At 63.0% G+C, this 14,123-nt stretch carries 14 protein-coding genes; 13 read left to right on the top strand and 1 reads right to left on the bottom strand.

Annotation, left to right across the window (positions count from 1 at the left end):
* Window positions 1–21 precede the first annotated feature (21 nt).
* From urtA to atzF, 12 genes are all read left to right on the top strand, one after another.
* Entirely contained in the window at window positions 22–1,278 is a 1,257-nt protein-coding gene (gene urtA, locus ACFQ6H_RS17700; RefSeq protein WP_230816876.1) for an urea ABC transporter substrate-binding protein, read from the top strand.
* A gap of 54 nt (window positions 1,279–1,332) precedes the next feature.
* A complete protein-coding gene (gene urtB, locus ACFQ6H_RS17695) occupies window positions 1,333–2,217 on the top strand; it encodes an urea ABC transporter permease subunit UrtB (RefSeq protein ID WP_378647593.1) in 885 nt (294 codons plus the stop codon).
* The gene (gene urtC / locus ACFQ6H_RS17690) at window positions 2,214–3,320 is read left to right on the top strand and encodes an urea ABC transporter permease subunit UrtC (RefSeq protein WP_317552531.1); all 1,107 of its coding nucleotides are present in this window, start codon (window positions 2,214–2,216) and stop codon (window positions 3,318–3,320) included. The genes urtB and urtC overlap by 4 nt, the downstream gene beginning before the upstream one ends.
* Window positions 3,317–4,147: an urea ABC transporter ATP-binding protein UrtD gene (urtD, locus tag ACFQ6H_RS17685; protein ID WP_378647591.1), complete on the top strand. Its 831-nt coding sequence runs from the start codon at window positions 3,317–3,319 to the stop codon at window positions 4,145–4,147. The genes urtC and urtD overlap by 4 nt, the downstream gene beginning before the upstream one ends.
* A 3-nt stretch (window positions 4,148–4,150) precedes the next feature.
* The gene (urtE, locus tag ACFQ6H_RS17680) at window positions 4,151–4,843 is read left to right on the top strand and encodes an urea ABC transporter ATP-binding subunit UrtE (RefSeq protein WP_378647589.1); all 693 of its coding nucleotides are present in this window, start codon (window positions 4,151–4,153) and stop codon (window positions 4,841–4,843) included.
* 1 nt (window position 4,844) lies between these two features.
* Entirely contained in the window at window positions 4,845–5,534 is a 690-nt protein-coding gene (locus ACFQ6H_RS17675) for a GntR family transcriptional regulator (RefSeq protein ID WP_378447079.1), read from the top strand.
* A gap of 136 nt (window positions 5,535–5,670) precedes the next feature.
* The gene (locus ACFQ6H_RS17670) at window positions 5,671–6,660 is read left to right on the top strand and encodes an LLM class flavin-dependent oxidoreductase (RefSeq protein WP_039973481.1); all 990 of its coding nucleotides are present in this window, start codon (window positions 5,671–5,673) and stop codon (window positions 6,658–6,660) included.
* A 9-nt stretch (window positions 6,661–6,669) separates the two neighbouring features.
* On the top strand, window positions 6,670–7,896 hold the full coding sequence (locus ACFQ6H_RS17665) for an MFS transporter (protein WP_378647587.1): 1,227 nt from the start codon (window positions 6,670–6,672) through the stop codon (window positions 7,894–7,896).
* Window positions 7,897–7,992: 96 nt separating this feature from the next.
* Window positions 7,993–8,799, top strand: coding sequence for an SDR family NAD(P)-dependent oxidoreductase (locus tag ACFQ6H_RS17660; protein WP_378647585.1), 807 nt, complete (start codon window positions 7,993–7,995; stop codon window positions 8,797–8,799).
* Window positions 8,796–9,329 (top strand): carboxymuconolactone decarboxylase family protein, encoded by a 534-nt coding sequence (locus ACFQ6H_RS17655; protein WP_378637985.1) that lies wholly within the window; start codon window positions 8,796–8,798, stop codon window positions 9,327–9,329. The genes ACFQ6H_RS17660 and ACFQ6H_RS17655 overlap by 4 nt, the downstream gene beginning before the upstream one ends.
* A 75-nt stretch (window positions 9,330–9,404) precedes the next feature.
* Entirely contained in the window at window positions 9,405–10,106 is a 702-nt protein-coding gene (locus ACFQ6H_RS17650; protein ID WP_378647583.1) for a GntR family transcriptional regulator, read from the top strand.
* A gap of 17 nt (window positions 10,107–10,123) precedes the next feature.
* On the top strand, window positions 10,124–11,833 hold the full coding sequence (gene atzF, locus ACFQ6H_RS17645) for an allophanate hydrolase (RefSeq protein ID WP_378647581.1): 1,710 nt from the start codon (window positions 10,124–10,126) through the stop codon (window positions 11,831–11,833).
* 3 nt (window positions 11,834–11,836) lie between these two features.
* On the opposite strand, the gene ACFQ6H_RS17640 is transcribed toward atzF, so the two are convergent.
* Window positions 11,837–12,412 carry a TetR family transcriptional regulator gene (locus ACFQ6H_RS17640; protein ID WP_378447068.1) on the bottom strand — a complete coding sequence of 192 codons (576 nt, stop codon included), beginning with the start codon at window positions 12,410–12,412 and terminating at the stop codon, window positions 11,837–11,839.
* Window positions 12,413–12,480: 68 nt separating this feature from the next.
* On the opposite strand from ACFQ6H_RS17640, the gene ACFQ6H_RS17635 reads away from it, so the two are divergent.
* The gene (locus ACFQ6H_RS17635) at window positions 12,481–14,082 is read left to right on the top strand and encodes an MFS transporter (RefSeq protein ID WP_378647579.1); all 1,602 of its coding nucleotides are present in this window, start codon (window positions 12,481–12,483) and stop codon (window positions 14,080–14,082) included.
* Window positions 14,083–14,123 lie beyond the last annotated feature (41 nt).

Genomic DNA, 14,123 nt, shown 5'->3' with positions numbered 1-14,123 from the left:
ATCGACACGAAAGGCCCGTACATGCGAACCTTCTCGAAGCGCACCCTTGCCGCGCCGGCCGCTCTCGCCGCGCTGGGCTTGGTTCTCACCGGCTGCGGAAGCAAGGCAACAGACACCGCAGCGGGAGATTCGACGGCTACGTCGTGCGTCGACACCTCGGGGGACACGATCAAGGTCGGTTCCCTGAATTCACTCTCGGGCACCATGGCCATCAGTGAAGTGACGGTCCGCGACTCCATCTCGTTGGCGGTGCAGGAGATCAACGATTCCGGCGGTGTGCTGGGCAAGAAGATTCAGATCGTGGCAGAGGACGGCGCGTCGGAGCCGACGGTGTTCGCCGAGAAGGCCGAGAAGCTGATCAGCAGCGATTGCGTCGCAGCAGTTTTCGGCGGCTGGACCTCCTCGAGCCGTAAGGCCATGCTGCCGGTGTTCGAGGACAACAACTCTTTGCTCTACTACCCGGTCCAGTATGAGGGACTCGAAGATTCCAAGAACATCTTCTACACGGGTGCAACGACCAACCAGCAGATCATCCCGGCTCTGGACTACCTGAAGGAGAAGGGCGTCAAGTCGCTGTATCTGGTCGGCAGCGACTACGTGTTCCCGCAGACCGCCAACCGCATCATCAAGGCGTACGCGGCAGCGAACGGCATCGAGATCAAGGGTGAGGACTACACGCCATTGGGCTCGACCGACTTCTCCACCATCGTGAACAAGGTGCGCACCGCCGACGCGGATGCCGTGTTCAACACACTCAACGGTGATTCCAACGTCGCGTTCTTCCGTGAATACTCGAATGTCGGTCTGAAGCCTGCCGACATGCCTGTCGTCTCCGTTTCCATCGCGGAAGAAGAGGTCGGCGGTATCGGTGTCCAGAACGTCGAAGGCCAGCTGACGGCGTGGAACTACTACCAGACCATCGACTCCCCCGAGAACAAGAAGTTCGTCGCCGCGTACAAGGCGAAGTTCGGCCAGGACAAGCCCACGTCCGATCCGATGGAAGCGGCATACACCTCCGTCTACCTCTGGAAGAACACCGTCGAGAAGGCCAACTCGTTTGCGGTCAAGGATATTCAGGACAACGCCGACGGTGTGACCTTCCAGGCGCCCGAGGGACTCGTCACCATCGACGGCGACAACCACCACATCACCAAGACTGCTCGGATCGGCGAAATCCGTTCCGACGGACTGATCTACACGGTCTGGGATTCGGGACAGCCGATCGAGCCGGATCCGTACCTGAAGAACTACCCCTGGGCCGAGGGACTCGGCAGCTGATCGAGGAAAGGCGGAATTGACGGAATCGACGAGTAGAGAGGTGGAGCGTCTGTCATGGATGTTGTGATCGGACAGTTGTTCACGGGTTTGAGTATCGGATCGATTCTCCTGTTGGCAGCGTTGGGATTGTCTCTCACGTTCGGGCAGATGGGTGTCATCAACATGGCACACGGCGAGTTCATCATGGCCGGCTCGTACACCGCATACGTAGTGCAGCAGGTGATCTCGAATGCAACGGGATCGTTGATCATTTCTCTGCTCGTCGGTTTTGTCGTCGGCGGACTGATGGGTGTCGTACTCGAAGTGGTCCTGGTATCGCGGATGTACCACCGACCCCTCGACACCCTGTTGGTGACGTTCGGCGTCGGATTGATCCTTCAGCAGTTGGCACGAGACATCTTCGGGGCGCCGGCAGTCAACGTTTCGGCACCGACCTGGCTTTCGGGTGGGGTCGACATCTTCGGCGCCGTGGTCCCGAAGACCCGCATCTTCATTCTCGTATTGGCGATCGCTGCGGTGATCGCGCTTTCGGTCGCGCTGAAGCAGTCGTCGATGGGTAGACGCATCCGCGCCGTCGTACAGAATCGCGATCTGGCCGAGACGAGCGGAATCTCCTCTCGTCGTACGGACATCACGACCTTCTTCCTCGGATCCGGGCTCGCCGGCGTAGCGGGTGTCGCGTTGACGCTCATCGGTTCCACCAGCCCGACCATCGGCCAGTCCTATCTGATCGACGCCTTCCTGGTTGTTGTCGTCGGCGGTCTCGGTCAGATGAAGGGAGCTGTGATCGCAGCCTTCGCCCTCGGTATCTTGAACTCGTTCATCGAGTACTCGACGACGGCGTCGATCGCGAAGGTGATCGTGTTCGTCGTCATCGTCGTCTTCCTTCAAGTCCGGCCACAGGGCCTGTTCGCAGTCAAGACGAGGAGCCTCGTATGAGCATCCTGAACAATTCCCGAATTCGGGTGTGGGGCGGTTTTGCACTCGCCGCGATCGTGCTGTTCGCCATCGCTCCGGCTGTACTCTCGGACTTCAGGCTGTCACTGTTGGCCAAGTTCCTGTGCTTCGCCATAGTCGCTGTCGGCATCGGTTTGGCTTGGGGCAGAGGCGGAATGCTCACGCTCGGCCAGGGCGTGTTCTTCGGAATCGGCGCATACGTGATGGCGATGCACCTCAAGATCGCCGATGCCGAACTCAAGGGCGACGCGGTCCCGGACTTCATGTCCATCGCCGGCAAGACCGAACTGCCGGGATACTGGCAACCGTTCGCCTCGCCATTCGTGGCGATCTTCGCCATCCTTTTCCTGCCGGCCGCTGTTGCCTTTCTCCTCGGACTCGGTGTGTTCAAGCGGAGGGTCAAGGGCGCGTACTTCGCGATCCTCTCGCAAGCACTCGCCGCGGCTTTTGCGATCCTCTTGATCGGCCAACAATCGATCGGTGGCAGCAACGGCCTCAACCGCTTTCGCACGTTCTTCGGTTTCAACCTCAATGATCCGGCAAACAAGCAGATGTTGTTCTTCATCGCCGCCGGAGTTCTTCTCGCGTCGGTAGCTCTGATTCGCCAGCTGATGAACTCCCGATACGGCGAACTGCTCGTCGCGGTCCGCGATCAAGAGGAGCGCGTGCGTTTCCTCGGATACGATCCGGCGAACATCAAACTGGTCGCCTACGTGACCGCGGCGTTCCTCGCCGGTATCGCCGGCGCGCTCTTCGTTCCGATCGTGGGCATCATCTCCCCCGCCGACGTCGGGATCGTGCCGTCCATCGCCTTCCTCATCGGAGTTGCGATCGGCGGCCGCGCAACGCTTCTGGGACCGGTGCTGGGTGCGATCGGCGTCGCCTGGGCGCAGTCGACATTCTCGGAAAAACTCCCATCGGGATGGATCTACGCGCAAGGGCTGATGTTCATCGTCGTGGTCGGATTCTTCCCGGCAGGTGTGGCCGGATTGTTCGCTCTGATGCGCCACCGCAAGAAGCGTGAGACACCGATCGGCCCGCCGGTCAAGGTCTCCCAACCCGAACCAGTCGAGGTGTCGTCATGACCAACACAACCGCCACCACCGAGCCGGCACTGGGCGGCAACGCCGGAATGTCGTCCGAGTACCTCGAAGTACGGAACCTTTCGGTCAGCTTCGACGGTTTCAAAGCAGTTGACGGCGTCGACTTGACCCTCATGCAGGGCGATCTGAGGTTTCTGATCGGTCCGAACGGGGCTGGAAAGACAACGCTGGTCGATGCCATCACCGGGCTGGTTCCCGCCACCGGTTCCATCACGAAGTCCGGCGAGCAACTGCTCGGCAAGAAAGTTCACAAGATCGCCCGTCTCGGCGTCGGGCGAACCTTCCAGACGGCAAGCGTCTTCGAAGAGCTCTCGGTGCTGCAGAATCTCGACATCGCGACCGGAGCCGGCCGATCACCGTGGAACCTGCTCAGAAAACGCAAAGGTGTGCTTCCCGAGATCGAAGAGGCGCTGGAGACAACCGGGTTGGAGCACCTCAGGGACACCGCCGCAGGCATTCTGGCGCACGGACAGAAGCAGTGGCTCGAAATCGGAATGTTGTTGGTACAGAACTGTTCCGTGCTCCTGCTCGACGAGCCCGTCGCAGGCATGAGCCTCGAGGAGCGCGAGGAGACCGGGAACCTTCTGCGGCGCATCGGCGGTGCACGAACCGTCGTCGTAGTCGAGCACGACATGGACTTCATGCGATCCTTCGCCACGTCCGTCACAGTGCTCGCCGCTGGGAAAGTGCTTGCCGAAGGAACTGTGGCGGAGGTCCAAGCCGACCCCAAGGTGCAAGAGGTCTACCTCGGCACAGCCGCTGCCGGAACCGATCTCGGCGCCGACACCGAACCGACCCCGGAGGACTGAATCATGCTCGAGCTCGTCGACATCCGCGCCGGCTACGGACGTACCGAAGTGATCCACGGCGTTTCCCTGCTGGTTCCCAGCGACGGGGTTGCAGCAGTCATGGGTCACAACGGTGCGGGTAAAACCACCTTGCTACGCGCCGCCGTCGGACTGATCAAACCCACACGGGGAAAGGTACTTCTGAACGGTGAGGAAATCACCGGTCTACGGCCGAGCGCCCGCGTCGCTCGCGGACTTGCCTACGTACCCCAGGGGCAGCAGTCGTTCGGACAACTGACAACTGCCGAGAATCTTCGGGTGGTCGCCGACGGGCGCAAACGCGGAAAGGCACTCATCGCAGAGGCATTGGATCTGTTTCCCGCACTCACCACGCTCCTCGACCGTCGCGCGGGACTTCTCTCCGGTGGGCAGCGACAACAGCTTGCCATCGCTCGCGCCCTGATCACCGAGCCCAAGATCCTCATTCTGGACGAGCCGACCGAGGGCATTCAACCAAACGTGGTCGCCGAAATCGAAAGGACCGTCATGGAACTCACCGAACGCGGCGATCTCGGTGTCCTCCTCGTAGAGCAGCACATCGGTTTCGCGCTCCAATCTGCGCAGCATTACAGCATTCTCGCGGCGGGACACGTGACCTCAACCGGTGAGGGCGGCACCACGTCCACCGAGGCGGTTCGTCGAGCGATGGCAATCTGACATGAGTGTGCGCCCGCCGCTGCGCGAGCAGGTCTATCGGTCGATCCGGAACGATCTGATGTCGGGTCAGATCGCGCCATCCGAACGACTCGGCGAAGAACGGTTGGCTCATCTCTACGGTGTCTCGCGAACACCGGTACGCGAAGCGCTCGCGAAGTTGGAATCCGACGGGCTCGTCGAACGCGACGAACACGGACTCTTTCCGTACCGACCGCACCTCGACGAGTTGGGTGGCCTCTACGAGCTGCGCGTACTCCTCGAGGTGCACGGGCTTCGGCGGGTACTCGACGGTGAAGCCCCCGTCCATGACAAAGACGCGCTCGGTTCCGAACTGGACCGGTGGTACGCGTTTCGCAAACAGATGCCGTCGCCGGACGCCGGTTTCGTGACCCTCGACGAGGAGTTTCACATTGCGCTCCTCGCCTCGTCCGGCAACCACGCACTGGTCGACGCTCTTCAGGCCGTCAACTCGAAGCTGCGCCCTGTGCGGATGTTCGACTACCTGACTCCCGACCGTATGAAGGCCACCGTGGAGGAACATATCTCCGTCGTCGAACTGGTTCTGGACGGCAAGATTCCGCAGGCGCACGAGGCACTGGTATCGCACATCGACATCTCTCGCACGGTTGTACTCGACCGCGCCCGCCAAGCCCTCTCGTTGGCCGCTATGGCCAACGCTGTACGGAACTGATCGAGCGGGAGTCACCGACCCTCAGAAAATCGCACTTGCTCAGCGTGGGAAGGCTCTCGGAAATAGGAAAGCCGGCCAGATGGTTGCACCTTCCAACGACGTTTGCGTTCTATTCGCTGAGAAAGGCACCACATTCATGGCCGTCCCACTTTCCATCCTCGATCTCGCCCACATCGGCGACAACGAAACCGCCAAAGACAGCTTCGACGCCAGCGTAACCTTGGCGCAGCGTGCCGAGGAGTGGGGCTACAAGCGAATCTGGTACGCCGAGCACCACAACATGGGTTCCATCGCGTCTTCGGCTACGAGTGTTCTGATCAGCCACGTCGCCGCGCACACCAGCAAAATCCGCCTCGGCGCCGGTGGGATCATGCTCCCCAACCACGCGCCGCTGACGATCGCCGAGCAGTTCGGCACCCTCGAGACTCTGCACCCGGGTCGTATCGATCTCGGGCTCGGCCGCGCACCCGGTAGTGATCAGAAGACGATGCAGGCTTTGCGACGCGACCCGAGTTCTTCGGACAGCTTCCCGCAGGACGTACTCGAGCTTCAGGGCTACCTCGGCGACACCTCACGCGTCCCCGGAATCAACGCCGTTCCCGGCAAGGGCACTCACGTTCCGCTCTACATTCTCGGATCGTCACTGTTCGGCGCCAAGCTCGCCGCGATGCTCGGCCTGCCGTATGCATTTGCCTCGCACTTCGCCCCCAACGCCCTGCGCGACGCCGTCGCGATCTATCGACGCGAGTTCAAGCCGTCGGAGCAGTTGGCGGAGCCGTACGTCATCGCGGGCGTCAACGTCATCGCCGCCGACACGCATGAGCAGGCTCAGCAGGACTTCCTCGCGGCCAAGCGTTCGCGCGTCAGCCTTCTTCTCGGACGTGGACGCAAGTTCACGGACGACGAAGCGGACATGCTGCTCGACTCCCCCGCCGGGCAGCAGGTTCTGCAGATGACCAAGTACAGCGCCATCGGCACGCCCACGGAGGTCCGCGCTTACCTCGACGAGTTCACCGAGCATGCGCAGGCTGACGAGCTGATCACGGTGTCGACCGGCACCAACCGCGAGGCATGGTTGCGCACGTTCGAACTCCTCGCCGACGTGAGCGATCTGGTGCCCGCCTAAGCTGCCGGTATGGGCGATCCTTCCCGTCGCGGGTTCATCTCGGTACTGGCCGTTCTGCTTTCGACGGGTTGGGCCGCCAACCACTTTGCCTCGCTCATCCCGGTTCTCCGGGTGGACGAGGGCCTCTCGCACACCGTGCTCGACGGTGTTTTCGGCATCTACGCGCTCGGGCTGCTGCCCGGCCTGTTGACCGGTGGAGCTGTGTCGGACCGCGTCGGTCGAGCTGTCGTTGTCCTGCCCGGTGCGCTCATAGCCTCGCTCGGAACCTTGATTCTTCTTCTCTGGCACGACGCGCCGGGACTCATGGTCGGACGCCTTGTCGTCGGTATCGGTGCCGGTCTGGCGATCGGCGCCGGTACCGCGTGGGCGGCCGACCTTCGCGGCAAGTCCGGCACCGTCATGGCGGGCGTCGTACTTACCTCGGGTTTTGCACTGGGACCGCTGTTTTCGGGTCTGTTGGCGGAATTTGCCGCTTTCCCGCTCGCCACGCCGTTTGTCGTCTCAGCCGTCTTGTCGGTGGGTTCGGTTGCCGCGGCGGCTGTGTGGAGTCGTACTCCTGCTCCCACCAAAGCTGCGGAGCGCTCCGTCGCAAATGCGCCAGACGGCGCGGAGCGCTCCGTCGCAAATGCGCCAGACGGCGCGGAGCGCTCCGTCGCGAATGCTCTGCTCTGGGCACTTCCGTTGGCTCCGTGGGTGTTCGCCAGCGCAACAGTGTCTTTCGTGACCATGACGGCCAGGCTCGGTGACCGCTACTCCGGGCCGCTCCTTCCTGGTTTCGCCGCGGCGTTGACTCTCGGTGCCGGGATCCTGGTTCAAACCGCTGCGCGCCATCGCAATTGGGGTCCCCAGGCCGGCACGGTCGGCGCCGCACTGGCGGCACTCGGATACCTTCTTGTCGCGGTCGGCGGTGCACACCCCGCGCTCGGGTTGTTCATCGTCTGCGCGCTCGTCCTCGGTACGGCCTACGGACTGTGCCTGCGTGAAGGCCTACTCGATCTCGAGTCGCTGGCTCCCCCAGCCTCGCGGGGCGCCCTGACCGGGATCTTCTACGTCGGCACCTATCTCGGATTCGGACTACCGGTACTGCTGGTCGTCATCGAACCCACGATGGGTCCGTCACTGCCGTTGGTGATCCTCGCCGCTGTTGCCGCCGTCGTTGCCGTGGTCCGATTCCGCCGATTGCGGTCGACACAGGCTTCCGCGTCACATCCTCGTCTCGAAGCCGCATCGGTCTGAGCGTCCATTCGGACAGAGTTGGCGGTACTTGCAGTCGCAGCTACCCGGCGGTGTTAGCGTCGGAGGACCAGAAGGTCACTGCGTAGGGACACAGCAATGGGCAAGAGCGAGGCGGGCAAGGCCGAATCGGCCAAGAGTGGTGCGGACGACCTGACGGGTCGGCGCATCTTGATCACCGGCGCCGCCCGCAATATCGGTTCTTCGCTGGCCAGACGCCTCTACGACCGCGGTGCATCCGTCGGGCTCCTCGGACTCGAGCCGGAACTTCTCGAACAAGTCGCCACCTCCTGCGGCCGCGCGCCCTGGCAGTTGTGCGATGTCGCCGACCTCGCGCAGGTATCTCGCGGCGTCGACTACATAGCCGAGAAGCTGGGCGGCATCGACGTCGTCGTCGCCAATGCCGGTGTCGAGGCGAACTCGTCGATCCTCGGCGGCGACCCTGCGGACATGCGCCGCGCCGTCGAAGTCAATCTCATGGGCACGTACTACACCCTGCGCGCATCCGGTCCGCACATCAGTCACGAAAACGGTTACGCCCTGGTGGTCGCCTCGGCTCACGGCGCCGCCAAGCATCCGTTTCGCGGACCGTTCGGTGCTTCGCGCGCCGGCGTCGAAGCGCTGGGTGACGCGTTGCGCTTGGAAATGAAACACCTCGGCACCAAGGTGGGCGTCGCGTACATCGGCGACATCGACACCGATACCACCGCACTGTCGTTCGACGGAGCACGCGGAACCCTCGCCAGCGTCGGCACCACGACAGTCGCTGACGCCGTCGACGCGTTCGAGCGCGGTATCGTCGGCCGAAAGTCGCGCGTACATGCACCCCGTCGCAGCGCTGCGGTTCGCCACATCGCGCAACGAGCTATCGACCTCCGTCCCTCTCATATCCGTGGAGTCGCATGAACCCCCGTATCCCGCCCGGCCGATTCAAGGACCTCGGTCCGATCAACTGGGGAATCTGGCGTGTCCTGTCGAAGGCTGCCGGAGCACCCGATGCGCATCTGTTCAGCACATTGGGGCGCACGGGTGGACTCTTCCGCGGTTGGCTGCACTACTCCGGCTCACTCATGCCCGGCGGCAAGATCTCTCGGCACGACACCGAACTGATCATCCTGCGAGTCGCGCACCTGCGGGACTGCGGTTACGAGATGGATCACCACATAAGGCTCGGCCGCAAAGCCGGAATCGACGCAGAAGAACTGGCCCGAATCATCGAGGGACCTGGCGCTTCCGAGTTGAGTCCGCGTCACCGTGCGATCTTGACTGCGGTCGACGAGCTTGTCACCACCAAGGACGTCACCGACACCACGTGGGGAACGCTTTCACAGCATCTCGACGATCGTCGGTTGATCGAATTCACCTTGCTGGTCACCCAGTACGACGGCCTGGCCACCACGATCGGAACCTTGCGGGTTCAGCGCGACTTCTCCTGAAGTTCGCGGCGGCCGTAACTCAGCTCTAACCCGAAGACACCTGGACGAAACACCTGATCAATAGCGTATACAGGTATGTCGACAGGGATGAATACGGCTCCTGAGCCACTGCGTGAGGTGGTCTACCGAGAACTACGTACCGAACTGGTCAACGGGACCATCGGGTTCGATCAGCGTCTGACGGAACCGAAGCTCTCCACGCGTTTCGGTATCTCTCGTACTCCGGTACGGGAGGCGCTGACGATGCTGTGTGCCGATGGACTCCTGCGCCGGGAAGAGTACGGGTTCTCCGCCGTGCGCCCGAGCATCCCGCGGATCCGAGATCTGTACGAACTCCGAATCACTTTGGAACTGCAAGGAATTACCCGGGCGATCGCGGATCCGACGATCCAGCACAACCGAACAATTCTCGACGGCGAGTTGGCGCGGTGGCGTGCTCTTGCTCTCGATCCGCCGGCTCAGGAGCCGGGGTTCGTCGAACTGGACGAGGAGTTCCACGTCGCGGTGCTGAGGGCGTCGGGCAACAACGAACTGGTCGCGTCGCTGCTGTCGGTGAATTCCCGTATCCGGCACGTTCGGATGTACGACTTCATGGTCAACGGCCGCATCGACACCTCGATCGCGGAGCACATTCGAATCCTCGAAGAACTACGTGCCGGCAATCTGCCCGAGGCCCGCACGCTTTTGCACCAGCACATCGGCGAGTCTCTCGACGTCGTCCTCGACCGGGTGACCCGCGCGATCACCGCGCTCTCACTCGCCAACATCACGGACTGATCGGAGCAGTACACACCATGACCATCGCAGCAGAAGCTTTCACCCCGACAGCCCGGGTCGAGCAGGCTTTCCACCGGATCGAGGAGGTCGATCGCCCCGAAGTCTGGATCACGTTGCGCAGCAAGGACGATGTGCTTGCCGACGCCGCCTCGGTCGAGGCCAGACTCGCCGCAGGCGAACAGCTTCCCCTGGCCGGGAGTCTGGTCGCCGTCAAGGACAACGTCGACGTCGTCGGTCTGTCGACCACAGCGGCGTGCCCCGAATTCGCGTATGCGCCGGATGAAACAGCCAGTGCCGTTGCGCGGTTGATCGAGCGCGGCGCTGTTGTTCTGGGGAAGACCAACCTCGACCAGTTCGCCACCGGACTGGTCGGAACGCGCAGTCCGTACGGAGCCGTTCGCTGCGCCTGGAACGAAGAGTTGATCTCGGGTGGTAGTAGTTCCGGATCCGCCGTCGCTGTCGCACTGGGGATTGCAGACATCGGAATCGGCACCGACACTGCCGGTTCGGGCCGGGTGCCGGCAGCGTTCCACGGGATCTACGGGCTCAAGCTTTCGCTCGGCGTCATCCCCGTCCACGGAGTCGTACCCGCCTGCGTCGACTACGACGCTTTGACCGTGTTCGCCGGCGACCTCGAATCGGCAACCGCGGCAGCGGCAATCATGGTCGGCCACGAATCGCGCGATCCCCGCAGCCGAATCTGGCCTTCCGATGTTCGTCTCGCGGCAGCGCCGAATCCCCGTGTCGCCGTCCCCCGAATCGAGGATCTCGCTCAACTTAGCCCGCCGTATCTGGCAGCATTTCAGGACACTGTGACAGCTCTGGTAGCCGGCGGCGCCGAGACCGAGACCGTCGACATCTCCGGACTGCTCGACGCGGCCCGATTGCTCTACGACGGCGCCGTGGTGGCGCAGCGATATGCAGCGGCCGGCGAGTTCCTCGAAACCCTTCCTGCCGGAGCAGATCCCGCGGTGTCCGACATCGTGCTCGGCGCGAAGCACCCCACCGGATACCAGCTAGTCGACGATCTCGATGCTCTCACCCGCGCCAAGGCCGCTGCCCGGGCACTCCTCGCCGGGTTCGACGCCCTACTGCTTCCCACCACCACCGAACATCCGACCATCGCCGCAGTGACCGAGGATCCGATCGGAATCAACCGCCGGATGGGAACTTTCACAAACTTCTGCAACCTGCTCGACATGGCAGCCGTCGCGGCGCCCGGACACCGCACTGCCGAAGACCACCCGTTCGGCGTCATGTTCGTCGTACCCGCTTTCGACGACCAGATCGCCATCGACCTCGCTGCGCGACTCGGCGGTGTGCCTTCACCCACCCTCGTCAATACCGGAATCGACCTCGCAGTATTCGGCGCTCACCTGCGCGGGCAACCCCTCAACACACAGTTGGTCGACCTCGGCGCGCGGTACGTCGAAACCGTCACGACCTCGGATGCCTACCGACTCTTCGCTCTCGACACGACGCCACCGAAGCCCGGCCTGGTACGCCGCGGTCCCGGCCTTGGTGCACCGGTCGTCGGCGAGATCTTCCGAATCTCACCGGCCGGGCTGGGAACGTTCCTCGCCGCACTGCCTGCACCGATGGCGCTCACCAGCGTCGAGTTATCCGACGGCAGAACGACTGTCGGTTTCAGCTGCACCCATGACGCCGTAAACGGCGCAGCTGACATCACCGGCTACGGCGGCTGGGCCGCGTACCTCGCTCGCTGACAGCTAGGGCTTGCAGATTCGCGTGACGGCCTCGCGCACCACTTCACGGCGGCGCGCAATCTCGTCGGCGTCGACGTTCTGGTTGTCAGCCACACCGGGTGCCACCACCCAGCCGAACACGAGGCCGAACAGCATTGTGATCAAGTCCTGGGGATCCCAATGCTTCGAGATGATGCCGTCGTCCTGCGCCTTGCGGATCGTGGCCATTCGCGGAACCCAACTGGAATGTTCCTCGGCCAGCTTCTTCATCCGTGGCGCCTCACCCTGCAGTTGACCCCAGATCATCATCCGTTGAATCTGCGGTTTGCCGAGCATCGCGTCGAACAGTTCGACGGCATGCGCGGGCATGTCTTCACCGGTGAACTCGACAGACTCCATTGCCTGCTCGAAGTCGACGTCGAGCACCGCGTGGAACAACGCGACCTTGTCGCCGAAATAGGCGTAGAGGCGCTCCTTGCTGGCGTTTCCGTTCTTTGCAATCCGATCGATGCGCGCACCGGCAAGCCCGTAGGTGCCGAATTCTTCTTGCGCGGCGTCGAGGATTCGCTGTTTTGTCGCGGTCACATCAGTGGGAGCCATAGTGATGATGGTAACCGAACGAACTATTTCGTTTGACTCACCCGAGAAGGCTGGAATATCTTTTTCGAATGACCACCACGTCCCACGTCGACGGCGGCACTCTGCCACCGATCCCGGCCGCCTCCGAGAATCCGAATCATCAACGTCGCTGGCTGGTGCTCTGCATCGTCGCCTTCGCTCAACTCATGGTGGTGCTCGACGGCACCATCGTCTCCATCGCGCTACCCGCGGCCCAGGAGGAACTGGGTATCAGTGACCTGGACCGCGCGTGGGTGGTCACCTCGTACGCCCTGGCGTTCGGTGCGCTGCTGCTCCTCGGCGGACGTATCGCCGACTACTGGGGCCGCAAGCGCTCCTTCATCGTCGGCATGGCGGGCTTCGCGGTTGCCTCCGGCATCGGTGGCATCGCGCAGAGCGGTATCGAACTGTTCATCGCCCGCGCCGGCCAGGGCGTCTTCGCAGCACTGCTCGCGCCCGCCGCGCTGTCGATGCTCACCACCACCTTCATCGGAGAGAAGGAGCGCGCCAAGGCTTTTGCCGTCTACGGCGCGATCTCCGGCGGTGGCGCTGCCATCGGCCTGCTCCTCGGTGGAGTGCTGACGCAGTACGTCGACTGGCGCTGGTGCCTGCTCGTCAACATCCCGATCGCGCTGATCGCCATCGCTGCGGCCGTCCCGATCGTCAAGGAAACCAAGGCACACGGCGACACGAGCTACGACCTTCCCGGTGCGATTCTCATCGCACTCGGCCTCGGTTCACTGGTGTACGGGTTCACGCGCGCCGAGCACGGCTGGGGTCAGGCGGACACTTTGCTGTTCATCGCACTGGGCCTGGTCTTCCTCGCGATCTTCGTGGTCGTCGAGAGCCGCAGCAAGAATCCGCTTCTGCCGCTGAGTGTTCCGTGGCATCGTGATCGCGGCGCCGCTCTGATCGGCTCCATGTTGGTGGGCGCTGCCCTGCTCGGCGGCACGTTGTACCTGACGTTCTACCTACAGATCGTGCTCGGATTCAGCCCGGTCATGGCCGGCGTCGGATCGCTGCCGATGGCGTTCTTCATCGTCTTGGCGTCGACCATCGCAGCGCAGTTGTCCACCAAGATCGGCCCCAAGCCGCTCATGGTCGCCGGCCCACTGGTGGCAGCGGTAGGACTGCTCATGCTGACCCAGATCGAGGTACACAGCTCCTACTGGACGCACGTGTTCCCCGGCCTCGCGATCTTCGGCTTCGGACTCGGCCTGCTGATGGTGCCGATGCAGAACCTCGCACTGATCGGCGTTCCCGACCACGACGCCGGAGCTGCCAGTGCCCTGGTCAACGCCACCCTGCAGATCGGCGGCGCGCTCGGCACCGCACTGTTCACCACGATCTACGCTTCGGCGAAGTCCGCCTTCAGTGCAGACAACGCAATGCCGACGCCGCCCGAAGGCATGCCCGTCGACATGTCGAACGCGACCATCCCGACCGGCGACCAATTGGCACTACTCCCCCAGCCGGTGCAGGACTTCGTCGCCTCGATGACGGACTACTTCTTCGGCGCCGAGGTATCCGGATACTCGGCCGCATTCGGTTGGGCGGCAATCCTGTTGGCGATCATCGCACCGGTCGTGCTGGTACTGGTTCGCGCCAAGAAGGGTGATCTGCCCGCCGAGGGTGCAGTCCACATGGGGTAGACCCCTGTGCGCCTTTATTAACCGCCCGCGGTTAATAAAGG

It is taken from the genome of Rhodococcus sp. NPDC056506, from assembly GCF_042794945.1.
Taxonomy (GTDB): Bacteria; Actinomycetota; Actinomycetes; order Mycobacteriales; family Mycobacteriaceae; genus Rhodococcus_F.
The sequence above is the reverse complement of the archived record's forward strand: the minus strand, read 5'-3'. Positions and strand labels throughout refer to the sequence as shown.